Annotated in this window: 20 protein-coding genes; 13 read left to right on the top strand and 7 right to left on the bottom strand. The window is 67.9% G+C overall.

Annotated elements, in window-relative coordinates:
- Positions 1–247: 247 nt before the first annotated feature.
- Complete coding sequence (locus CAL29_RS27665) at positions 248–3,922, top strand: indolepyruvate ferredoxin oxidoreductase family protein (RefSeq protein ID WP_094856094.1); 3,675 nt, start codon at positions 248–250, stop codon at positions 3,920–3,922.
- 40 nt (positions 3,923–3,962) lie between these two features.
- On the opposite strand, the gene cheD is transcribed toward CAL29_RS27665, so the two are convergent.
- The 3 genes from cheD to CAL29_RS27650 all read right to left on the bottom strand — a co-directional run bounded on the left by cheD (position 3,963) and on the right by CAL29_RS27650 (position 6,499).
- Positions 3,963–4,610 (bottom strand): chemoreceptor glutamine deamidase CheD, encoded by a 648-nt coding sequence (gene cheD, locus CAL29_RS27660; protein ID WP_094856093.1) that lies wholly within the window; start codon positions 4,608–4,610, stop codon positions 3,963–3,965.
- Positions 4,611–4,868: 258 nt separating this feature from the next.
- Entirely contained in the window at positions 4,869–5,777 is a 909-nt protein-coding gene (locus tag CAL29_RS27655) for a cell division protein FtsX (protein WP_094856092.1), read from the bottom strand.
- The gene (locus CAL29_RS27650) at positions 5,774–6,499 is read right to left on the bottom strand and encodes a cell division ATP-binding protein FtsE (RefSeq protein ID WP_094856091.1); all 726 of its coding nucleotides are present in this window, start codon (positions 6,497–6,499) and stop codon (positions 5,774–5,776) included. Before CAL29_RS27650 ends, CAL29_RS27655 begins: the two co-directional genes overlap by 4 nt.
- Before the next feature lie 162 nt (positions 6,500–6,661).
- Between CAL29_RS27650 and CAL29_RS27645 the strand changes: the two genes are divergently transcribed.
- From CAL29_RS27645 to CAL29_RS27625, 5 genes are all read left to right on the top strand, one after another.
- On the top strand, positions 6,662–7,678 hold the full coding sequence (locus tag CAL29_RS27645) for an amino acid ABC transporter substrate-binding protein (RefSeq protein ID WP_094856090.1): 1,017 nt from the start codon (positions 6,662–6,664) through the stop codon (positions 7,676–7,678).
- 115 nt (positions 7,679–7,793) lie between these two features.
- Positions 7,794–8,984, top strand: a complete 1,191-nt coding sequence (locus CAL29_RS27640) for an amino acid ABC transporter permease (RefSeq protein ID WP_094856089.1) — start codon at positions 7,794–7,796, stop codon at positions 8,982–8,984.
- Between the two features lies 1 nt (position 8,985).
- Positions 8,986–10,083, top strand: coding sequence for an amino acid ABC transporter permease (locus CAL29_RS27635; RefSeq protein WP_094856088.1), 1,098 nt, complete (start codon positions 8,986–8,988; stop codon positions 10,081–10,083).
- 60 nt (positions 10,084–10,143) lie between these two features.
- Positions 10,144–10,884, top strand: a complete 741-nt coding sequence (locus CAL29_RS27630) for an amino acid ABC transporter ATP-binding protein (protein WP_094856087.1) — start codon at positions 10,144–10,146, stop codon at positions 10,882–10,884.
- A gap of 175 nt (positions 10,885–11,059) precedes the next feature.
- A complete protein-coding gene (locus CAL29_RS27625) occupies positions 11,060–12,064 on the top strand; it encodes a Bug family tripartite tricarboxylate transporter substrate binding protein (RefSeq protein ID WP_094856086.1) in 1,005 nt (334 codons plus the stop codon).
- A 31-nt stretch (positions 12,065–12,095) separates the two neighbouring features.
- On the opposite strand, the gene CAL29_RS27620 is transcribed toward CAL29_RS27625, so the two are convergent.
- From CAL29_RS27620 to CAL29_RS27610, 3 genes are read right to left on the bottom strand one after another with little or no spacing between them, the layout of a single operon-like run.
- Positions 12,096–13,469: an MFS transporter gene (locus tag CAL29_RS27620; protein WP_094856085.1), complete on the bottom strand. Its 1,374-nt coding sequence runs from the start codon at positions 13,467–13,469 to the stop codon at positions 12,096–12,098.
- A 38-nt stretch (positions 13,470–13,507) separates the two neighbouring features.
- Complete coding sequence (gene glpK / locus CAL29_RS27615; RefSeq protein ID WP_094856084.1) at positions 13,508–15,019, bottom strand: glycerol kinase GlpK; 1,512 nt, start codon at positions 15,017–15,019, stop codon at positions 13,508–13,510.
- Positions 15,009–16,484, bottom strand: a complete 1,476-nt coding sequence (locus CAL29_RS27610) for a DHA2 family efflux MFS transporter permease subunit (protein WP_094856083.1) — start codon at positions 16,482–16,484, stop codon at positions 15,009–15,011. The genes glpK and CAL29_RS27610 overlap by 11 nt, the downstream gene beginning before the upstream one ends.
- Positions 16,485–16,655: 171 nt before the next feature.
- Here CAL29_RS27610 and CAL29_RS27605 point away from each other — a divergent pair, with 171 nt between their 5' ends.
- The 4 genes from CAL29_RS27605 to CAL29_RS27590 all read left to right on the top strand — a co-directional run bounded on the left by CAL29_RS27605 (position 16,656) and on the right by CAL29_RS27590 (position 19,106).
- Positions 16,656–16,844, top strand: a complete 189-nt coding sequence (locus tag CAL29_RS27605) for a DUF3460 family protein (protein ID WP_094856082.1) — start codon at positions 16,656–16,658, stop codon at positions 16,842–16,844.
- A gap of 17 nt (positions 16,845–16,861) precedes the next feature.
- Entirely contained in the window at positions 16,862–17,749 is an 888-nt protein-coding gene (locus CAL29_RS27600) for a segregation and condensation protein A (RefSeq protein ID WP_094856081.1), read from the top strand.
- A 36-nt stretch (positions 17,750–17,785) separates the two neighbouring features.
- Positions 17,786–18,628 carry a pantoate--beta-alanine ligase gene (panC, locus tag CAL29_RS27595; RefSeq protein ID WP_094856080.1) on the top strand — a complete coding sequence of 281 codons (843 nt, stop codon included), beginning with the start codon at positions 17,786–17,788 and terminating at the stop codon, positions 18,626–18,628.
- Positions 18,629–18,752: 124 nt separating this feature from the next.
- Positions 18,753–19,106 carry a LuxR C-terminal-related transcriptional regulator gene (locus CAL29_RS27590; protein ID WP_256977774.1) on the top strand — a complete coding sequence of 118 codons (354 nt, stop codon included), beginning with the start codon at positions 18,753–18,755 and terminating at the stop codon, positions 19,104–19,106.
- Positions 19,107–19,243: 137 nt separating this feature from the next.
- On the opposite strand, the gene CAL29_RS27585 is transcribed toward CAL29_RS27590, so the two are convergent.
- A complete protein-coding gene (locus CAL29_RS27585) occupies positions 19,244–20,041 on the bottom strand; it encodes a copper resistance protein NlpE N-terminal domain-containing protein (protein ID WP_094856079.1) in 798 nt (265 codons plus the stop codon).
- Positions 20,042–20,193: 152 nt separating this feature from the next.
- Here CAL29_RS27585 and CAL29_RS27580 point away from each other — a divergent pair, with 152 nt between their 5' ends.
- The 3 genes from CAL29_RS27580 (at position 20,194) to zapD (ending at position 22,678) form a co-directional block, all read left to right on the top strand.
- Complete coding sequence (locus CAL29_RS27580) at positions 20,194–21,042, top strand: prepilin peptidase (RefSeq protein WP_094856078.1); 849 nt, start codon at positions 20,194–20,196, stop codon at positions 21,040–21,042.
- A gap of 168 nt (positions 21,043–21,210) precedes the next feature.
- Positions 21,211–21,870: a dephospho-CoA kinase gene (coaE, locus tag CAL29_RS27575; protein WP_094856077.1), complete on the top strand. Its 660-nt coding sequence runs from the start codon at positions 21,211–21,213 to the stop codon at positions 21,868–21,870.
- A gap of 55 nt (positions 21,871–21,925) precedes the next feature.
- Positions 21,926–22,678, top strand: a complete 753-nt coding sequence (zapD, locus tag CAL29_RS27570) for a cell division protein ZapD (protein ID WP_256977773.1) — start codon at positions 21,926–21,928, stop codon at positions 22,676–22,678.
- Positions 22,679–22,870: the final 192 nt, after the last annotated feature.

Below are 22,870 nucleotides of genomic sequence, written 5' to 3'. Positions count from 1 at the left end.
GAGGCGCGCCGGACCGGCGGCGGCCAGGCCGTGAAAGCCCCCGGAGGCTACCCGCCGCCCCCGTAGATGTCCCCTATTGCGGGAAGGGCCGCCCGGAGTTACAACCGAACGCATAACAAGTTGATCGGCAAGTCCTGTCCGGCTCCGTCCGGGCGGCCGCCGAGCGCGAACGCCTGGATCGGTCCGCAATGCTCCAAAAGAGCGGATGCCGTGCCGGCCGGGCTATCCACGACAAACTGGAGACAAGATGAACGCCCCCCTCACGCCCGCGCAAAGCGCGGCGCTCGCCTCCGTCCAACTGGACGACAAGTACACCCTCCATACCGGCCGCGCCTGGATGAGCGGCATCCACGCCCTCGTGCGCCTGCCCATGATGCAGCGCGTGCGCGACCTGCAGGCGGGGCTCAATACCGCCGGCTTCGTGTCCGGCTACCGCGGATCGCCGCTGGGCGGGGTCGACCTCAATATGTGGAAGGCGGCCAAGTACCTGAAGGAACATCACGTCGAGTTCCGGCCGGGCATCAACGAGGACCTGGCCGCCACCGCGGTGTGGGGCTCGCAGCAGGTCAACCTTTTCCCGGGCGCGCGCTATGACGGCGTGTTCGGCATGTGGTACGGCAAGGGGCCGGGCGTGGACCGCAGCGGCGACGTGTTCAAGCACGCCAACGCCGCCGGCACCTCGCGCCATGGCGGCGTGCTGGTGGTGGCGGGCGACGACCATCCCGCCAAGTCCTCCACGCTGCCGCACCAGAGCGACCATATCTTCAAGGCCTGCCTGATTCCCGTGCTGTTCCCGTCGAGCGTGCAGGAAGTGCTGGATTTCGGCCTGCACGGCTGGGCCATGAGCCGCTATGCCGGCGTCTGGGTGGGCATGAAGTGCATCACGGACATCGTCGAGGTCTCGGCGTCGGTCGACGTCGACGCCGATCGCGTGCGCATCCTCCTGCCGGAGGATTTCCAGATGCCGCCCGACGGCCTGAACATCCGGCTGCCGGATACGCCGCTGCAGCAGGAGGCCCGCCTGCTGGACTACAAGCTGTACGCGGCGCTGGCCTACGTGCGCGCCAACGGCTTGAACCGGGAGCTCTGGCAGGTGCCGGCCGACGAGGCGCGCTTCGGCATCATGACGTCGGGCAAGGCCTACCTGGATACGCGTCAGGCGATGGTGGACCTGGGCCTGACCGAAGACGTCTGCCGCCGCATCGGGGTGCGCCTGTTCAAGGTGGGCATGGTGTGGCCGCTGGAGGCCACCGGCACGCAGCGCTTCGCCGAGGGGCTGGACGAGATCCTGGTGGTCGAGGAAAAGCGCCAGGTGCTGGAATACCAGTTGAAGGAAGAACTGTTCGGCTGGATAGGGACCGGCCGCAAGATCCCACGCGTGGTCGGGAAGTTCGACGACAAGGACGGCGGCGAATGGTCGGTGCCGCAGGGCAACTGGCTGCTGCCCGCGCACTACGAATTCTCCCCCGCCGTGGTGGCCAAGGCGATAGGCGCGCGCCTGTTGCGCTTCGAGCTGCCGGACGACGTGCGCGCCGGCATCCAGGCGCGCCTGGACGCGATCGACGCCGCCGCGCGCGCGCTGGCGCGGCCGCGCGTGGTGGCCGAGCGCAAGCCCTGGTTCTGTTCGGGCTGTCCGCACAACACCTCGACGCGGCTGCCGGAAGGCTCGCGCGGGATGGCGGGCATCGGCTGCCATTACATGGTGACGTGGATGGGCCGCAATACCCAGGTGTTCACGCAGATGGGTGGCGAGGGCGTGCCCTGGATCGGCCAGGCGCCCTTCACCGACGAGAAGCACGTCTTCGCCAACCTGGGCGACGGCACCTACTACCATTCCGGCCTGCTGGCGATACGCGCGGCGGTGGCGGCCAAGGTGCCCATCACCTACAAGATCCTGTTCAACGACGCCGTGGCCATGACCGGCGGGCAGCCGGTGGATGGCCCCATCAGCGTGCCGATGATCACGCGGCAGGTGGCGGCCGAGGGCATAGGGAAAATCATCGTCGTCACCGACGAGCCGGAAAAGTATCGCGGCATGCAGGGCCTGGCGCCGGGCGTGCCGGTGCGCCATCGCGACGAACTGGATGCGGTGATGCGCGAGCTGCGCGAATACCCGGACGTCTCGGTCCTGATCTACGACCAGACCTGCGCCACCGAGAAGCGCCGCCGCCGCAAGCACAACGCCTACCCCGATCCCGCCCGCCGCGTGGTCATCAACGAGCGGGTGTGCGAAGGCTGCGGCGATTGCTCGGAGAAATCGCACTGCCTGTCGGTCGAGCCCCTGGAAACCGAATTCGGCCGCAAGCGCGTCATCAATCAATCGAGCTGCAACAAGGATTTTTCCTGCCTCAAGGGCTTCTGCCCCAGCTTCGTGACCGTCGAGGGCGGCAAGCTGCGCCAGCCCAAGGCGCTGGCGCAGGAAGGCGTCATCGACGCGGACGTGCCCGAACCCGAGACGCCCGAACTGCGCCGCGCCTATGGCATCTTCATCGCGGGCGTGGGCGGCACGGGGGTGGTCACCATCGGCCAGTTGCTGGGCATGGCCGCGCATATCGAGGGCAAGGGCTGTTCGGTGCTGGACATGGCCGGTCTGGCGCAAAAGGGCGGGGCGGTGCATTCGCACGTCGTGCTGGCGGCCTCGCCGGAGGGCCTGCTCAATACGCGGGTCGCCATGGGCGAGGCCGACGTGGTGCTGGCGGGCGACCTGGTGGTCGCCACCGGCCAGGATGCGCTGGCGCGCATGCGCGCCGGCCGCACCCGGCTGCTGCTCAATAGCGACGTCGCGCCGACGGCGGCCTTCGTCGGCAATCCGGATTGGCATCTGCCCGGCAGCGACCTGCTGCACGATCTGCGGCGCGCATGCGGGGCGGACAACGTCCATGCGATGGATGCCGCCGAGCTGGCGGTGGGCCTGCTGGGCGACGCCATCTACGCCAATCCGCTGATGATGGGCTACGCCTGGCAGATGGGCTGGATTCCCCTGTCCCGCGAGAGCCTGCTGCGCGCCATCGAGCTCAATGGGCAGCAGGTCGCCCGCAACCAGGCGGCGTTTGCCTGGGGCCGGCGCGTGGCGCAGGACCCGGCCGCCGTGCAGTCGCTGGTCCAGGCGCCCGCGGGCGGCGCCGGCACGCGCCTGGACGCGGAAGGCGCGGAGATCATCGAGATCCGCCGCGGCGCGCGCCCGGCGGGCGAGGGCGGCAGCGCCGGCGGCGCCGATCCGGCCGGCTCGGCGGGTCCGTCGCTGCGCCGGCTGCCCGCCGCGGTGCAGGCGCTGGTGCGCAGCCGCGGCGAATTCCTGACGCAATATCAAAACGCCGCCTACGCGCGCGGCTACGAGGCGCTGGTGGAGCAGGTTGCCCAGGTCGAGCAGGCCGCCACCGGCACGTCCCGGCTGACGGAGGCCGTGGCGCGCTATTACTTCAAGCTGCTGGCCTACAAGGATGAATACGAAGTGGCGCGGCTCTATACCGACGGCGAATTCCTCGACGCGGTGCGGCGCCAGTTCGAGGGCGACTGGAAGCTGAATTTCCACCTGGCGCCGCCCGTCCTGGCGCGCCGCGACGCGCAGGGACACCTGGTCAAGCGTTCCTATGGGCCGTGGATGCTCAAGGCCTTCGGCATCCTGGCGCGCCTGCGCTTCCTGCGCGGCACGGCCCTGGATCCCTTCGGCCGCACCGCGGAACGGCGCGCCGAAAGGGCCTTGATCGAGGAGTACCGGGAAACGCTCTTGCGCAGCGTGCTGCCCAAGCTGGATCGCGGCAACCTGGATGCCGCGGTGGCGCTGGCCAGCCTGCCGGAGCAGATCCGAGGCTATGGGCACGTCAAGGAGGCCGCGATGGAGAAGGCGGCCAGGCAGCGGATGGCGCTGCTGGAGAAGTTCTCGGCGCCGGTGCGGGAGATCGGCGGCGCGCGCGCGGCCTGATGTGGCTCGGCGGCCTCGCGCCGCCGTCCATGTGCGCGGCTCAGGCCGCGGGGGCGTTGACCTTGCGGCGCACGGGCATGGCGAAGCGCTCCACGCGCGGCTTGGCGACCGCTTTTTCGTGCAGGGTCTGAGCCACGGCTTCTTCCCGCTTGGCGATGACTTCGCCGGCGCGGGTGCGTGAATCCATCTTGCGCAGCATGACGCGGCCGTCGTGCGGGAAGAAATTGACGCGCCGCGCGTAGACGTCGCCCAGGTCCTGCGCCTTGACGGGGATGCCTTCCGTCTTCAGGTAGCTCAGCACGAACTGGCCGTTGCGCTCGCCGATGTTCATCTGCTGCATGGCCGACAGCACCGCGCCGCCGCCGAAGACCTTGGCCTCCAGCCTTTCGCGGGCGGCGCCCGCCTTCAGCAATTCGTTGATCAGGACTTCCATCGCGAAGGCGCCGTAGCGCATGGTGGCGGAAGCGGGCGACTGGCTGTCGCCTTCCGGCAGCATGAAGTGGTTCATGCCGCCCACGCCCGTCAGCGGGTCGCGGATGCAGGCGGCGACGCAGGAGCCGAGCACGGTCGTGATCATCAGGTTTTCGCCAGTGACGTAGTACTCGTTCGGCAGGACCTTCATGGCCGGGCACTTGAACGTACTGTCGAAATAGTGGCGCGTCGCGCGGGCGTCACGGGCAGTCGTCATGGAAGCGGATCGCGAAAACGTGGAAGAGGGAAGACCAAAGTTTCTAAAAGTTTCAAATTCTTGATAATTATACGGTTATATGGCTTCCGCCATGCCGGCTTCCATCATGACGGCGTCCGTCATGCCGGCCTGGCCACGGCGGCGGCGCCATCCGGGCTGCCCGAAGCGGGCGCGCGGCCCCGCCGGCACGCGTTCGTGCCGCGATTTGCGCACAATATTGCATGCCGGGGGTGGGTTGATAACCCCCGATTAAGCGGCTTAAAAGCGCGTACTGCGCTTGACTGACCAGCGCGCCGAGAGGGCGGCCAGCGCGCCGGCGCAGATCACCGCCGCCGCCAGCCAGGGCAGGTCCGGCAGGCGGATGGCGAAATCCGCGCCATAGCTGCGGGCCAGCGACAGCATGGCGTCGTTCAGCGGCGTCAGCGCCAGGGCGGCCACGCCGATGGCCAGCAGGGCGGCCAGCGCGCCCGACAGGGCGCCGAGGTAGAGAAAGGGACGCCGCACGAAGGATTCCGTCGCGCCGACCAGGCGCGCCACGGCGATTTCCTCGCGTTGGGACAGCGCCTGCATGCGCACGGTGTTGAAAACCGTGGCCAGCACCACCATGGCCACGCTGGCGGCCAGGAAAATCAGCCCGATGCGGCCGAAACGCAACAGCGCCTCCAGCCTTTGCACCCACTGGCTGTCCAGTTGCACCTGCTCCACCTGGTCCCAGGTCTTCCAGGTGGCCGCCAGGTCGCTGGCGATGCCGGCCAGGCCCTCGCCGTCGCGCAGGGTCGCCACCACGGCGTCGGGCAGGGGGTTGGACGGCAGCACCGCCAGGGCGTCGGACCAGGCGGGATTGCGGCGCAGCTCCGCCAGCGCGCTGTCGCGGCCGATCACCCGGACGTTGCGCACCTGGGCGTCGAAGTCCTTGCGGATACGGCTGGCGATGGCGTCGGCGCTGCCCGCCGGCGCGTTCAGCTTGAGGAAAACGGTCAGTTCGGGCGTCACCGCCACCTGGCGCGCCACGGGCTGCACGGACACCAGGACGGCGCCGCCCAGGATGGGCAGGGCCAGCGCCAGCGCCATGACCAGCAGGTTGGCGGCGGAGGAGAAGGGTTGGGCCAGCATGCGGCGCAGGGTGATGCCCAGCGCGTAGCGGTGTTGTCGCAGCCAGGCGTTCATGCTTGCCCCCCTTCGGCCGCCATGCCGGGCGCCGCCGCGCGGGGGGCCGGCGTCGCCGGGGTCGGATGGGAGTCGGCGAAGCGGCCCGGGTCGATGCGCAGCACGCGATGCGCGTACTGGGCCATCAGCTCCACGTCGTGCGAGGCGATGAGGGTGGTGACGCCGACCCGGTTGAAGTCGCGGAATACGTTCATAATGCGCAAGGCGGTGTCGTGATCGAGGTTCGCCGTCGGTTCGTCAGCGATGAGGATGGCCGGCCGGTTGACGATGGCCCGGGCAATGGCCAGGCGCTGCTGCTCCCCGCCGGACAGTTCGATCGGATTCATGTTTTCCTTGCCGGCCAGGCCCACCTTGTCCAGGGCGGCGCGGGCCCGGCTGGCGGCCGAATCCCAGGGCTGGCCGGTGACGGCCAGCGGCAGCATGACGTTTTCGAAGGCGTTGCGGTCGTACAGCAGGTGGGTATCCTGCAGGATCACCCCGACCGCGCGGCGCAGATAGGGCCGCGCCCGCGCCGGCAGCTTGTCCAGGCGCTGCCCGTTGACCTGGATGGAGCCGCGGCTGGGCGGCTCCAGTCCCCCGATCAGCTTGAGTAGCGTAGACTTGCCGGCGCCTGACGGTCCGGAGACGAATACGAACTCACCCGCCGTCACGCGGAAGTTGATGTCGGCCAGGATATTGCGGCCGTGTCCATAGGATTTGAAGACGTGCTGGAATTCGATCATGGCGGAATAGAGGCGAGTAGCTGCAATAGTAGCGTGAGCCGGCCGAACAGGGATTTCCCGCATGTCCCTATATTTGATGGAAAGCTACCATCGACCTCGCATTCCGAGGGCGGTACACCCCGTGTCCCGTCACCGGATTCCCAAAGTTCCACGGAGATGACAATGAAAACCTTCAAGATCGCAGCAATCGCGGCTGTGTTTCTCGCAGCCTCGGGCGCCGCGCATGCCGGCACCACGTTCGACAACGTCAAGAAGAAAGGTTTCGTTCAGTGCGGCGTGTCGACCGGCGTGCCGGGCTTTTCGGCCACCGACAGCAAGGGCGAATGGAATGGCCTGGACGTCGATATGTGCCGCGCCATCGCCGCCACCATGTTCAATGACGCCTCCAAGTTCAAGGTGACGCCGCTGAACACCCAGCAGCGCTTCACGGCCCTGCAGTCCGGCGAAATCGACGTGCTGACCCGCAACACCACCCAGACCCTGACCCGCGACACCACGCTGGGCCTGATCGGCACCGGCGTCAACTATTACGACAGCCAGGGCGTGATGGTTTCCAAGGACCTGGGCGTGGACAGCGCCAAGAAGCTGGGCGGCGCCACGGTCTGCGTGCAGCCCGGCACCACCACCGAGCTGAATCTGGCGGACTGGTTCCGCGCCAACAAGATCGACTTCAAGCCGGTGGTCATCGACAAGTACGATGAAATCGTGCGCGCCTTCTCGGCCGGCCGTTGCGACGCGTTCACCACCGACAAGTCGCAGTTGGCGTCGACCCGCACCACGCTGGAAAATCCCGACAAGTACGTCATCCTGCCCGAGAACTTCTCCAAGGAGCCGCTGGGCCCGATGGTGCGCCAGGGCGACGAACAGTGGTTCAACGTCGTGCGCTGGGCGCTGAACGTCATGCTGGAGGCCGAGGAATACGGCATCACCTCGAAGAACGTCGACGAAATGCTCAAGAGCAGCAATCCCAACGTCCAGCGCATCCTTGGCGTGACGCCGGGCATGGGCAAGAACCTGGGCGTGGACGACAAGTGGGCCTATAACATCATCAAACAGGTCGGCAACTACGGCGAAAGCTTCGAGCGCAACCTAGGCGGCGCCAGCCCGATGAAGCTGCCGCGCGGCCTGAACGCCCAATGGCATCAGGGCGGCCTGATGTACGGCTGGCCGGTACGCTGATTGTTTGCCGGCGGCGCTCGTCGCACGACGGGCGCCGGGCCGGCCGCGCCGTGCGGCCCGCGGTGGGCCGGCTTCCGGTCCGCCGCTTTCAACCTGCCCTGGATGCGGATACGCAATGACGACTTCTTCCCAAACCCCGCCCACCGGGGCGCCGCCGCGCAAATTGTCCTGGAACGATCCGGGCGTGCGAGCCGTGGTCTACCAGATCCTGGCGCTGGCGGCCGTCGCCTGGGTGGTGTGGTTCCTCGTTTCGAACACACTGCATAACCTGGCGGTGCGCAATATCGCCACCGGCTTCGGCTTTCTCGGCCGCGAGGCCGGCTTCGCCATCGGCGAAACCGCCATCAATTATTCGCCCGCCGACACCTATGGCCGCGCCATCCTGGTCGGGCTGCTCAATACGCTGCGGGTGGCGGTGATCGGCATCGTGCTGGCGACCGTACTGGGTACGCTGGTCGGGGTCGCGCGCCTGTCCAGGAACTGGCTGGTGGCCAAGCTGGCCTCGATCTACGTCGAGGTGATGCGCAACGTGCCGCTGCTGCTGCAGTTGTTCTTCTGGTACGCCATCATCACGGAAAACATGCCGGGGCCGCGCCAGGCGCACCAGCCGCTGCCGGGCGTGTTCATTTCCAACCGCGGCCTGAAGCTGCCGACGCTGCAGGGCGACGCGGTGGATTGGATGCTGGGCGGCCTGGGACTGGCCATCGTCGCCATCATCGCCCTGGCGCACTGGGGCAACAAGCGGCAGGAAAGGACCGGCCGCATCTTCCCGCTGACGCGCTGGGCGATCGCCCTGATCGTCGTCTTGCCCGTGTTGGGCTGGCTGGCCAGCGGCGCTTCGCTCGCGCTGGACGTGCCGGTGCTCAAGGGCTTCAATTTCCAGGGCGGCATGACGCTGTCGCCGGAGTTCACCGCCTTGCTGGCGGGCCTGGTCATGTACACCGGCGCCTTCATCGCGGAGGTGGTGCGCTCAGGCATCCAGGCGGTCAACCACGGCCAGACGGAAGCCGCCAGCTCGCTGGGGCTGCGCCGCGGCCTGGTGCTGCGCCTGGTGGTGCTGCCGCAGGCCATGCGCGTGATCATCCCGCCCATGACCAGCCAGTACCTGAACCTGACCAAGAACAGTTCGCTGGCGGTGGCCATCGGCTATCCGGACATCGTGTCGGTGGTCAACACCACGCTGAACCAGACCGGGCAGGCCATCGAGGGCATCCTCATCATCATGGCCGCCTACCTGACGGTCAGCCTGTCGATCTCGATTTTCATGAACTGGTACAACAAGCGCATCGCGCTGGTGGAGCGTTGACATGGCAAGCTCCCACACTCCCACCGAAGCCCTGCCGCCGCCGTCCAACCACGTCGGCCCCTGGGCCTGGGTGCATGCCCGCCTGTTTTCCTCGCCGCTGAACATCCTGCTGACGGTGCTCATCGTCTGGGCCCTGCTGATGTGCGTGCCCGCGGCGATCGAGTGGCTGTTCGTCGAGGCCAATTTCTCGGCCTCGACGGCGCAGGAGTGCCGCGCGTCGGGCGGCGCCTGCTGGGCCTTCATCCGCGAAAAGCACCGCCTCATCCTGTTCGGCACCTATCCCTACGACGAGCAGTGGCGTCCGCTGATCGCCACCTTCGTCCTGATCGGCGTGATCGTCTGCAGCGGCGTGCGGCGCTTCTGGAAGCCCTGGCTGCTGTGGGTCTGGGTGGTCGGGCTGACGGCGGTCGCCATACTGATGTGGGGCGGCGTGCTGGGCCTGACCTACGTCGAGAATGATCGCTGGGGCGGCTTGCCGCTGACGCTGATCCTCGCCACCTTCGGCATCGCCTTCGCCTTTCCCATCGGCGTGCTGCTGGCGCTGGGGCGGCGCTCGAAGATGCCGGCGATCAAGGCCTTGTGCGTCGTGTACATCGAGCTGATCCGCGGCGTGCCGCTGATCAGCCTGCTGTTCATGTCCTCGGTGATGCTGCCGCTGTTCCTGCCGGAAGGCTTCTCCATCGACAAGCTGCTGCGCGCGCAGATCGCCATCATCCTGTTCGCCGCGGCCTACATCGCCGAGACCGTGCGGGGCGGCCTGCAAGCCATACCCAAGGGGCAGTACGAGGGCGCCGATTCGCTGGGCCTGACCTACTGGCAGCAGATGCGCAAGATCATCCTGCCGCAGGCGCTGAAGATCGTCATCCCGCCGCTGGTCAGCATTTTCATCGCCTTGTTCAAGGACACCTCGCTGGTGGTGATCATCGGTATCTTCGACCTGACGCTGGCGGCCAAGGCGGCCCTGTCGGACGCCGCCTGGCGCGGCTTCGGCGTCGAGGCCTACCTGTTCATCTCGCTGATCTATTTCGTCTTCTGCTTTTCGATGTCCAAGTACAGCCAGGCGCTGGAGCGCCGGCTGCGTCGCGGACACGAACGTTAATTGCCAATTTCGCGGGGCGCGTCCGGGAGGACGCGCCGTCCGCCACCAGGGAGCACGCTCATGGCCGAGGCCATCATCCGCATGCAGAACGTCAACAAGTGGTACGGCCAGTTCCACGTGCTGCGCAACATCAATTTGAACGTCGAGCCCGGCGAACGCATCGTCATCTGCGGCCCGTCGGGGTCGGGCAAGTCGACCATGATCCGCTGCATCAACCGGCTGGAAGAGCACCAGCAGGGCCAGATCGTGGTCGACGGCACGGAACTGACCAACGACCTGAAGAACATCGAGACCATACGCCGCGACGTCGGCATGGTGTTCCAGCACTTCAACCTGTTTCCCCACCTGACCGTGCTGGAGAACCTGACGCTCGGGCCGGTGTGGGTGCTGAAGAAGTCCAAGGCCGAGGCCGAGGCCACCGCCATGAAGTACCTGGAGCGCGTGCGCATCCCGGACCAGGCGAAGAAATTCCCCGGCCAGCTCTCCGGCGGCCAGCAGCAGCGCGTGGCCATCGCCCGTTCGCTGTGCATGAATCCCAAGGTCATGCTGTTCGACGAGCCGACCTCGGCGCTGGACCCCGAAATGGTGAAGGAAGTGCTGGACGTGATGGTGACGCTGGCGCAGGAAAGCGGCATGACCATGCTGTGCGTGACCCACGAAATGGGCTTCGCGCGCAAGGTGGCCAACCGCGTCATCTTCATGGACCGCGGCGAGATCATCGAGCAGAACGCGCCCGACGCCTTCTTCGACAATCCGCAGAACGACCGCACCAAGCTGTTCCTGAGCCAGATCCTGCACTGATCCGGCTCCCGCGCGGGCGCCGGCGGCGCCTGCGCGGCGGGATGCCGGTTCGCCGGCAAGCGCCGCCTCTCCGGCGCCTGGGCGCCGGATGCCTCGGATGCATCGAATGCCTCGCATGGGCCGGGTTATGCTACGCCCCTGCTTAAAAGATGCATTTCGAGGAGAGGAGCTCATCATGGCTATTCCCGCATGGGGCGCCCTGCGCCGTGTTCTCTTGGGCGGCGCCCTGGCGCTGGCCGCCCTCGCGCCGGGCCTGGCCCAGGCCGCCGGCTATCCCGACAAACCCTTGCGCTTCATCGTGCCGTACCCGCCCGGCGGTCCGCTGGACACCATGGCCCGCCTGCTGGCGGAGAAGGTGCGCGACTCGCTGGGCCAGCCGGTGATCGTCGAGAACCGCGCCGGCGCGGGCGGCAATATCGGCGCCGGCCTGGCGGCCAAGGCCCGGCCCGACGGCTATACGCTGGTCATGGGCGCGGTGGCGACCCACGCCATCAATCCCTGGCTGTTCTCCAACCTGCCTTACGACCCCATCAAGGACTTCGCGCCGGTCACCATCGTGGCCTCGGTTCCCAACGTGCTGGTCATGAACCAGGACTTCGCCAGGAAGAACCACATCGAGAAGCTGAGCGACCTGATCGCCTACGCCAAGGCCAATCCCGGCAAGCTGAACTACGGCTCCGGCGGCAACGGCAGCGCCGGCCACCTGGCGGGCGAGCTGCTGAAGGCGCGCGCCGGCATCGACGTCGAGCACATTCCCTACCAGGGGGCCGCGCCGGCGCAACTGGCGCTGCTGTCGGGCCAGTCGGATTTCATGTTCGACAACCTGGCCGCCTCGGCGCCCTTGATCAAGGACGGCAAGGTCAAGGCCCTGGCCGTGACCACCGCCGCGCGGTCCTCCCTGCTGCCCGACGTGCCCACGGTGCAGGAAAGCGGCGTCAAGGACTTCGACCTGGGCACCTGGTTCGGCGTGTTCACCACCGGCGGCACGCCGGCGCCCGTGGTCGACAAGCTGAACAAGGCCTATAGCCAGGCCCTGCTGCAACCCGACGTGCGCCAATACCTGCAGTCCATGGGGTCGGAAATCAAGCCCATGAGCGAAAAGGAATTCGCCGACTTCGTGGTCCGTGAAAAGAACAAGTACCAGGAAATCGTCAAATTGTCGGGCGCCAAGCTCAACTGAACGCCGCCGCGCGAGGCGGCGGCCGCGCTGCTCAGGCCGCCTTGGGCTTGCGGCCGCGCGAGATCCCCGCGCCCGCCTCGGGCCGCAATTCGGCCAGCATGGGCGCCGAGGCCAGCACCATGGCGGCGATGGCCAGGAAGGCGCAGGCGAAATCGAAATGTTCCGCGTGCGAGCGGCCGGACAGGGTCATCGATAGCTGCATGACGCCCGCCGCCATGGCCACGCCCGCCGCGCGCGGCAGGTTCTGCGCCATGCCGAAGAAGGACGTGGCGGCGGACAGCTTCTCGCCCGGCACGTCGGCATAGGCCAGGGCGTTCATGCACGCGAAGTTCAGCGAACGCGCCAGTCCCACGCACACCAGCAGGATGAATATCGCCGTCTCGGGCCAGGCCGGCGTCAGCGTGGCGCAGGCCGCCAGCATGGCGGCGAAGGCGAAGGTGCCGCCCAGCAGGATGCTGCGCACGCGGAAATGCCGCAGGAAGAACTGCGTCATCGGCCGCATGCAGAAGGCCCCGATGGCGCTGGCGAAGGAGATGAAGCCGCTGCGCGAGGCCGACAGGCCGAAGCCCAGTTGCAGCGTGATCGGGACCAGGAAGGGCATGGCGCCGGCGCCGGCGCGGAACAGGCTGCCGGCCACGGTCGAGGCCTTGTAGGTGGGGATGGCCAGCAGGGAGAAGTCGAGGGCGGGATGGTCGACGCGGCGGCAATGCCAGACGGTCAGGCCGAACAGCGCCAGCCCCGCCGCAATGGCCAGCCAGGACCAGGTGTCGGGCACGATGCCGCGCCCGACGGTTTCCACGCCGACCATGAAGATGCTCAGCGCCGCGCCCACCAGCGTCATGCCGCGGATGTCCAGCGCGGGCGGCCGCTCGGTTTCGCTGGGGGGAATCAGGCGCGCCACCAGCACCATGCCCACCAGGCCGATGGGCAGGTTGATCCAGAAAATGGCGCGCCACGAAAACGTGTCGGTCAGGAAGCCGCCCAGCGGCGGCCCGATCACCGGGCCCAGCATCGCCGGCATGGACAGCCAGGTGGTGGCCGAGAGCAGGTCCTCGCGGCGGACGCCGCGCAGCAGCACCAGTCGGCCGACCGGCACCATCATGGCGCCGCTGACGCCTTGCAGGATGCGCGCCGCGATCAGCCATCCCAGCCCGCCGGACAGCGCGCAGGCACAGGAGGACGCCGTGAACAGCGCGATGGCCGACATGAATACCCGCTTGGCGCCGTAGCGGTCGGCGACCCAGCCGCTGACCGGCACGAAGACCGTCATGGCCACCAGGTAGGAGGTAATGGCGGCGCTCAGGTGCACCGCGTTGACCCCCAGGTCGCGCGCCATGTCCGGCAGGGCAGTGGCGATGGCGGTGCTGTCGATGTTCTGCATGAACAGCGTGGTGGCGACCACCATCGCGATGATCCGGAAATTACGGTGCGGATTCACGGTTGTTACGCGCCCTTGGCCCAGCCCTTGCTCAACGATACGGCCTGGCGCCAGCGCGCCAGCCGGGCCTGCCGCTGGTCGTCCGACCAGGTGGGTTCGAAGCGCCGGTCGGCCTGCCATTGGGCCGCGAATTCGTCCTGGTCGCGCCAGAAGCCCGCCGCCAGTCCCGCCAGGCCGGCGGCGCCCAGCGCGGTCGATTCGGCCACGCGCGGGCGCACCACGGGCACGCCGAGCAGGTCGGCCTGTATCTGCATCAGCAGATCGTTGCGCGCCGCGCCGCCGTCCACCCGCAATTCGGACAGGGGGCTGGGGCTGTCGGCGTTCATCGCCTGCAGCAGTTCGGTGCTCTGCAGGGCGATCGATTCCAGCGTGGCGCGCGCCACGTGCGCCCGCGTGGTGCCGCGCGTCAGGCCGATCAGCAGGCCGCGCGCGTAGGGATCCCAGTGCGGCGCGCCCAGGCCGGCGAAGGCGGGCACGAGAAAGACGTCGTCGGTGTCCGGCACGCTGCCGGCCAGGGCCTCGACGTCCGCCGATTTCGGGATGATGCCCAGGCCGTCGCGCAGCCACTGCACCGCCGCGCCGGCCACGAAGACGCCGCCTTCCAGCATGTAGGTGGTCTTCCAGGGAGCCGCGCCGGGCAGGCCCCAGCCCACGGTGGACAACAGCCGGTGGTGGGAGCGGGAAGGCTGCTCGCCCACGTTCATCAGCATGAAGCAGCCGGTGCCGTAGGTGTTCTTGGCCATTCCCGGCTGGAAGCAGGCCTGGCCGAAGGTGGCGGCCTGCTGGTCGCCGGCCACGCCGGCGATGGGGATGGGGCCGCCGAAGCACTCCGGCAGGGTGCGGGCGATGACGCCGCTGCTGGGCGCGAGCGACGGCAGCACGCCGCGCGGGATGTCCAGGCGCTCCAGCAGCTCGTCGCTCCAGTCCTGCTTGTGGATGTCGAACAGCAGCGTGCGCGAGGCATTGCTGGGGTCCGTGCTGTGCACCTGGCCCCCGGTCAGTTGCCACACCAGCCAGGTGTCCACCGTGCCGAAGGCCACTTCGCCGCGTTCGGCGGCGGCGCGGGCGCCCGGCACGTGGTCCAGCAGCCAGGCCAGCTTGGTGCCGGCGAAATAGGCGTCCAGGACCAGGCCGGTGCGCTGCTGAAGCCAGTCCGCGTGCCCGGCCGCGCGCATGTCGTCGCACCAGGCCGCGGTGCGGCGGTCCTGCCAGACGATGGCGCGCGACAGCGGCACGCCGGTCCGGCGGTCCCATATCAGGGTGGTTTCGCGCTGGTTGGTGATGCCGATGGCGGCGATGTCGGCGGCGGCGGCGCCGGCATTGCGCAGGGCCTCGCGCGCGACCTCGAGCTGGCTGCGCCAGATCTCGTCCGGGTCGTGCTCGACCCAGCCCGGCCGTGGGTAGTACTGGCGGAATTCGCGCTGGCCCGTGGCCCGGACTACGCCGTCGCGGTCGAACAGGATGGCGCGCGAACTCGTGGTGCCCTGGTCCAGGGCGAGAATGTATTCATTCTTCATTGTCGTTGTTCATCGTCCCGGCCGCCTTGCGGTTGCGGCCATTCACCTCTTCGCCGGCGGTGGGATCCAGGCGGCGGAAAGAGAAATACGACGACGCGCACAGGATGCCGATCACGATGAAACCGCTGACGGTGTCTCCGATGGATAGTGTATCGGCTCCGCGCAGGGCCATGCTCACGTTCAGGGTGACGGCGGCGACGCCCACCCCCAGGCTGATGCCCAATTGCTGCGCCATGGCGGAAAAGCTGCTGGCGCGGCTCATGAGCCGCGGCGGGATGTCGGCGTAGGTGAGGGTGTTGACGCCGGTGAACTGCAGGGAGCGGAAGAAGCCGCCGATCAGCAGGATGACGATCATCACCCAGGAGGGCGTGGTGGGGCGGAACAGCGCGCAGGCCACGATGAAGATGCCGGTCAGCAGGGCGTTGACGGTGAGCACGCGGCGAAAGCCGTAGCGGCGCACGATGGGCGTGGCGACGAACTTCATCAACAGGGCGCCGGCGGCGCCGGCGAAGGTGATCATCCCGGCCGAGAACGGCGACAGCCCGAAGCCGATCTGCAGCAGCATGGCCAGCAGGAAGGGCGTGGCGCCCACCGTGAAGCGGCACAGGTTGCCGGCCAGGGTGGAGATGGCGAAGGTGGGGATGCGCATCAGCGACAGGTCGATGATGGGATAGTCGATCGAGCGCGAATGGCGGACGTACCAGAAACCGCACACCAGGCCCACGACGATCAGGCCGATCAACTGGCCGCTGTCCATGACGTCCCGGCCCACCGCCTCGAAGCCGGTCACCAGGGAGGCCAGGCAGATGGCGCTGAGGAAGAAGCCCAGCCAGTCCAGCTTGGGCGGGTCGGCGTCGCGCACTTCCTTGATGTAGCGCAGGGTCAGCGCGATGCCGAACACGCCCATCGGGATATTGATCAGGAAGATCCAGTGCCAGGATGCGTAGGTGACCAGGAAGCCGCCCAGCGGCGGCCCGATCACCGGCCCCAGCAGCGCCGGGATGGACAGGAAGGACATGGCCTTGAGCAGGTCTTCCTTGGGCACCAGCCGCAGCAGGATGATGCGGCCCACCGGCACCATCATGGCCCCGGCCATCCCCTGGGCGATGCGCGACAGCACCAGTTGCGTCAGGTCCCTCGAAATGGCGCAGGTCACCGAACTGAGGGTGAACAGTACGATGGCCGCGATGAACACGCGCCGGGCGCCGAAACGGTCGGCCGCCCAGCCGCTGATGGGCACGAACACCGCCGCCGCCAGCAGGTAGGAGGTGATCGCCACGTTCAGCCGCACCGGCGTGGACGCCAGGGAGGCGGCCATGGCCGGCAGGGCGGTCGCCACCACCGTGGCGTCCAGCATCTGCATGAACAGCGCGCAACCCACGATGAAGGGGATCATGCGCGCGGCGCGCAGGGCATCGGGATCTTGAACCGGGGCGGCGGAAACGGTGGAGGAAGAGGCGGACATGTGGGGACGGGTAGCGCGGCGGAGGGCGACGGCGGTAGCTTGGCCATTGTAAACCGGGGCCTCTGGCGGACCGCTTAACGGGCCCCGGACAGGCGCACGAGAGACATACGGCTGGTGCCGGCGCCGCCGTGAAGTAAACTGGCGGGAATACAACCCGCCAAAATTGGTGCCATGGCCAAAACCTACGAGTCCGAGATCACCCAGTTCCTGAAGCAATACAAGCAGGCCCATCCCGATGTCGAAAAGCGCCAGCGCGAAGGCCGCGGGCTGCTCTGGGACAAGCCGCAGGATCCTGAATTGCTCGAGGGATTCCGCGCCGCCCGCGTGCAGCAGAAGCCTTACGTCTACTCAGCGGACTGAAGCGACCGGTCCCGGCCATGCCGCAGCATTCCTCCGTGCCGGGTTCGGACCTGGCCGCACTGGTGGAACCCCAGGTGGATAGCACGCCCGACGTCGTCGATAGCGTGGCCTTCGCGCGCCTGTACGGCGAGCCGCTGTTCAAGCTGCCGCAGGACCTCTACATCCCGCCGGACGCCCTGGAAATCTTCCTGGAAGCCTTCGAGGGGCCGCTGGACCTGCTGCTGTACCTGATCCGCAAGCAGAACTTCAACGTGCTGGACATCCCCATGGCGGATGTCACCCGGCAGTACCTGTCGTACGTCGAGCAGATCCGCCTGCACAACCTGGAGCTGGCGGCGGAATACCTGCTGATGGCGGCGATGCTGATCGAGATCAAGTCGCGCATGCTGCTGCCGGTGAAGAAGAGCGACACCGGCGAGGAAGTCGAGGATCCCCGCGCCGAACTGGTGCGCCGCCTGCTCGAATACGAACAGATGAAGCTGGCGGCGCAGAAGCTGGACGCGCTGCCGCAACTGGGCCGCGATTTCGTGCGCGCCCAGGCCGTGGCCGACCTGACCGTCGAGCGCGCCATGCCGGACGTCAGCGCCGAGGACCTGCGCCAGGCCTGGGCCGACATCATGAAGCGCGCCAAGCTCAACGCGCACCATCACATCACGCGCGAGCAGCTCTCCGTGCGCGACCACATGACGCACATCCTGCGGCGCCTGAACGACGTGCGCTTCATGGAATTCACCGACATGTTCATGGAGCGCCTGGACGAAGGCGCGCCGGCGGCGGTGGTGGTCGTGCACTTCATCGCCATGCTGGAACTGGCGCGCGAGTCGCTGCTGGAAATAACCCAGGCCGAGCCCTATGCGCCCATCTACGTCCGCCTGGCCTATACGAGCGTGGCGCAGGCGGCCTGAGCGCTTTCCTGGCCGCCGCCCCATCCGGAGACATCCTTGAAAGTCGTACACAGCATCCAGGAATTGCGCGATCACCTGCGCGGACAGACGCGCGTCTCGTTCGTGCCGACGATGGGCAACCTGCACGCGGGCCACCTGGCGCTGATGAAGCTGGCGCGCCAGCACGGCGATCCCGTCGTGGCGAGCATCTTCGTCAACCGCCTGCAATTCGGTCCTTCCGAGGATTTCGACCGCTACCCGCGCACGCTGGCCGAGGACATCGAGAAGCTGGAGCGCGCGCGCGACGTGTACGTCCTGTTCGCGCCGGACGAGAAAGAGATGTACCCGGAGCCGCAGAATTATCGCGTGCAGCCGCCCGACGACCTGGGCGACATCCTGGAAGGCGAGTTCCGGCCCGGCTTCTTCCGGGGTGTCTGTACCGTGGTGCTGAAGCTGTTTTCCTGCGTGCAGCCGCGCGTGGCGGTCTTCGGCAAGAAGGATTACCAGCAGTTGATGATCGTGCGCGCCATGTGCCGCCAGTTCCAGTTGCCCGTCGAGGTGCTGGCGCACGAAACGGTGCGCGCCGACGACGGCCTGGCGCTGTCGTCGCGCAACCGCTACCTGACCGATGCCGAGCGCGCCGAGGCGCCGCGGCTGTACGCCGAGCTGCAGGCCATGCGCCAGCGCGTGGCGGCGGGCCGGCACGACGTCGCGGCGCTGGAGCAGGAAGCCGCCGCCGTCCTGGCCGCGCGCGGCTGGCAGGTCGACTATGTGTCGCTGCGCCGGCAGCGGGATCTGAAGACGCCCGACGCGGCGGATTTCCAGGCCGGCGAACCGCTGGTGGTGCTGGCGGCCGCGAAGCTGGGCAATACCCGCCTGATCGACAATCTGGAGTTGTAGGGCGTGGTTTTGTGGGACGCGGCGTTGTAGGACGCCGCTGTCCACCCTGTCAGTTCTGCCAGCTTCTCCGCCCTGGGGCGGCATGCAAGACTACCTTCCATTCCTGACATGGAGGAAGGACAGCATGATGTCTCGTATGCATGTGCCGGCGACGCGGCCGCCCGTCGCCTATCCCCTCGCTCATTCCCCTGCCTATCCTCGTCCCTCCGGCATGCCGGACCCGGCCGCCGCGCCGTCCGGGCCGTCCGCCTGTCCCGGCGCGGCGGGCCATCCGCGCCAGGCGGATCTCACGCGCCGCGAGCGCGACATCCTGCCTTACCTGATCAGCGGCAAGTCCAACAAGTACATCTCCATCGAGCTCTCGATATCCTCGCGCACGGCGGAGGCCCATCGCGCCAATATCCTGCGCAAGATGGGGGTGCGTTCGACGATGGAACTGGCCTGCCGGATGTGCCCGCACCGACAGGCGCGGGAGTAGGGCTGGAAAGCGCAGGGCCGCGCCGATGCATGAACCCGCGTCAATGCCATCCAGGGCGCCGCGGATCCGGCTTTGCCGGTCCGCCGGCGCCGCCCCCTTGAGGGGGCGCGCGACAGCGCGTAGGGGGTGGGCCCCGTTCAGTTACCGCACTTGGGCGGCGGCTGCTTGGACAGTTCGTCGATGGGATCGAGGTCCGGCTGGCGCGTCAGCGTGTAGTTCAGGTTCGGCGTGACGCCGGCCAGCGCGCGCAGGCGCAGCACGTTGTTGGCGGCGACCACGAATTCCGCCCGCGAATTGCCGTCGGCGCCCGTCAGGAAGACGCGCGGCGGCTTTTCGTCGGTGGCGTCCCAGCAGCCTTGCTCGGCAACCGCCTTTTCCTTGTTGGCGGACTCCGCCAGGTAGGCCGAGCGGCCGCGCCAACGGCCGTTCGGCGCCAGCGTCAGCGTGATGCGCTGGGCTTCGCAGTTCAGGCCGGGGGAGAAGCAGGGCAGGGTGCCCATATAGGTCTGCGGTTGCGGCACCAGCTTGCTGGCTTGGCCGGCGGCCGGCGCGGGGGCGGGAGCGGACGCCGGCGCGTCGGCGCTGGCGATGGTGGCCGGCGCGGCCTGGCCGTCCCCGGCCGCCTCGCCTGCCTGCGCCGCTTGTTGCTGCCCGGCGGCCTGCTGTTGCTGTTGCTGGGTGGGCGCGGGCCGCTTCAGGTCGAACTGCAGTTGCGACGGCGCGCGGACCACCGTGCGATAGCCGGCGCCGGTGGCGTTGTATTGCGCGTCGCCTTGCGTGCTGGCGGGCGGCGGGTCGTAGTAGCCGGGCTCGCGCTGTTTCGCGCAGCCGGTCAGCGGACCCAGGATCGCCAGGAGGACGACGCTGGCGGCCGTCAGGCTCGTGCGTGCGGAAACAGGGGCGGACGTGCGGCGTTCGAGCTCGGCGGCGGGCATGATGATGTATCCAGGAATCAAAATTTAAAGGTAATTCTACGCATGATTGGGACGCCGCGCGCGCGGGTATCGGGGCGGCGCATTTTGACATTCGGACGGCGCGCTGAATAATGCGCGTCGACGGCCGCCGCCACGGTCCATCAGGGAGCCACATGCAGTCCATCTTTCCCATCGACATGACTATCGCGATTTGCCTGGCCGTCCTGGCGGGCCTGGCCGTCGGCTCCTGGCTGACCACCGTGGTGGAGCGCCTGCCGCGCATCATGGACTACGACTGGGAAGCGCAATGCCGCGAGTGGCGCGGCGAGGAAATGCCGACGGACCCGGGCCGTCCCAGCCTGTGGCGGCCGGCCTGCCGCTGCCCGGCCTGCCTGGCGCCGATCACGGGATGGCGCCGCCTGCCGGTGATCGGCTGGCTGTTGCTGCGCGGCCGCTGCGCCGCCTGCGGGCAGCCCATCGCGTGGCGTTATCCCATGCTGGAATGCCTGACGGCCCTGGGCTTCGCCGCCTGCGTCTGGCGCTTCGGTCCGGGCGTGCAGGCGCTATGGGCCATGCTGCTGGTCGCGGCGCTGCTGGCCCTGGCCTGGATCGACCTGGATACCGGCCTGCTGCCCGACGCCATCACGCTGCCGCTGCTGTGGGCCGGCCTGCTGGCCAACGTCGCGCATACCTTCGCGCCGCCCGGCCAAGCTGTGCTGGGCGCGGCGGCGGGCTACGGCGTGCTGTGGCTGCTGTTCCATGGCTATCGCCTGGCGACGGGACGCGAGGGCATGGGCTATGGCGACTTCAAGCTGCTGGCGGCGCTGGGCGCCTGGCTGGGCCTGGCGGCGCTGCCGCTGATGCTGCTGGCGGCGTCGCTGGCCGGCGCATTGGCGGGCCTGCTGCTGATCGCCACGCGGCGCGCGCGGCGAGGCCAGCCCCAGCCGTTCGGCCCCTATCTGGCGGCGGCTGGTATCGTGGCGTTGTTGTGCGGCGGCGTATCGACCGCGTGGCCCTTTTAGTAGGGGCTAATAGCGGCTGGCGGCGGCGCGTCCCGGAAGTTCGCAAGGCCTTCCGGAACACGGCGCCAGGCCGCCGGCGCGCCCGCCGATACAGGCGCGCTTTATGAGCTATCAGCGCAAAACTTTAAGCGCAACTATGCGTAACCAGAGGCAAGCACAAACCCGGCCATGAGCTCCACACCCGCCACCGCACCCTCCTTTTCCTCGCATTTCAAGATCGGCCTGACCGGCGGCATCGGCTCGGGCAAGAGCCGCGTCGCCGACCTGCTGGCGGAGTGGGGCGCCAGCGTCATCGACACCGACCACATCGCGCATCGTTTGACGGCGCCGGGCGGCGACGCGATGCCGGCCATCGAGCAGGCTTTCGGCGCGCGCGCGCGCCGCGCCGATGGCGCGCTGGACCGCGACTGGATGCGTGAACAGGTGTTCGCCGACGCGCAGGCGCGCGCGCGGCTGGAGGCGATCCTGCATCCGCTGATCGCGCGGCGCGCCGAGGAGGAGGGCGCGGCCGCCCAGGGCTGCTACGTGGTTTTCGTGGTGCCGCTGCTGATCGAGTCGGGCCGCTGGGCGCGGCGCGTCGATCGCGTCTGCGTTATCGATTGCGATCCTGATACACAGATTGCACGGGTGCAGTCGCGCAGCGGGCTGACGATATCGACCATCCAGCGTATTATGGCGGCACAGGTCGCGCGGGCAACCCGCCTGGCGGCCGCGCACGACGTGATTCTCAACGACGGCGCGACTTCGCCGGAACAATTGCGCGCGCGGGCGAAAACCCTGCATGAACAATGGTGCGCGCTGGCGGCATCCATGGACCGCGGCGCGTGATGTTCCCCCCAACCATTCCGGCCGCGGCCGGCTTAATGACGGACCTGTATCGAGCGTGATTCTTTACGAATATCCCTTCAACGAGCGTATCCGGGCGTACCTGCGCCTCGAATATCTCTTCGACCGGTTGTTCTATTTCGCCAGGCCCGGCGACGCCAAGAATCATCAGATCGCTATCGCGACCATATTCGATATTCTCGACGCCATCGAGCGTACCGACATCAAGACCTCGGTATTGCAGGACATGGAGCGCCAGCGTCTGCAATTGGCGGCGCTGCGCGATCATCCGGGCGTGGCCCAGGATGCGCTTGAAACCATGCTGCGCGAAATGGAGAAAACGGCCGGCGCCTTGTCCACCCAGGGCAAGGCGGGCCAGCCGCTGCGCGAAAACGAGTGGCTGGTGAGCCTGCGCGGCCGCCTGGCCGTGCCCGGCGGCGCCACGCAGATCGAAATGCCGTCCTACCATGCCTGGCAGCACAAGCCCGAAGAAGTGCGCTGTGCCGACCTGCAGGCCTGGATGGCTCCCCTCAAGCCCCTGAGCGAAGGCGTGACCATAGGCTTGCGCCTGCTGCGCGAGTCCGGGCGCAGGCAGGAGGCGACGGCCGAGCAGGGCGCCTTCCAGCAGATGCTCGGTGGCCGCTCCCACCAGTTGCTGCGCATCTGGGTGGGCGACGATGCCGGCGTCTTTCCCGAGATCAGCGCCAATAAGTACATGATTTGGATCAGGTTTTCGACGCAGGATGGGGAGTTGAAACCGCAGCAGGTAAGCCGCGACGTGGCTTTCCAGATGTCGCTTTGCAGCACCTGAGCCGCGCCACGGTCTTCCCGATATTGCCTTGCGGCGGCTGAGCCGCCGGGTTGCCATCGCCCCGGCCGACCGCCCGACAGGGTTGAATACCCGTGAAATTACTGTCGAATGGCTGATGGGCCCCCGTTTCAGGCGCGAATCCTGTTGCGGTCGATTTCAAATCACAAACGCCTACATATAAAAACCCGGGAC

Source organism: Bordetella genomosp. 10, assembly GCF_002261225.1.
In the GTDB taxonomy this organism is placed as follows: Bacteria; Pseudomonadota; Gammaproteobacteria; order Burkholderiales; family Burkholderiaceae_B; genus Bordetella_C.
Note: the sequence above shows the minus strand (reverse complement) of the source record. Positions and strands in the feature narration are given on the sequence as shown.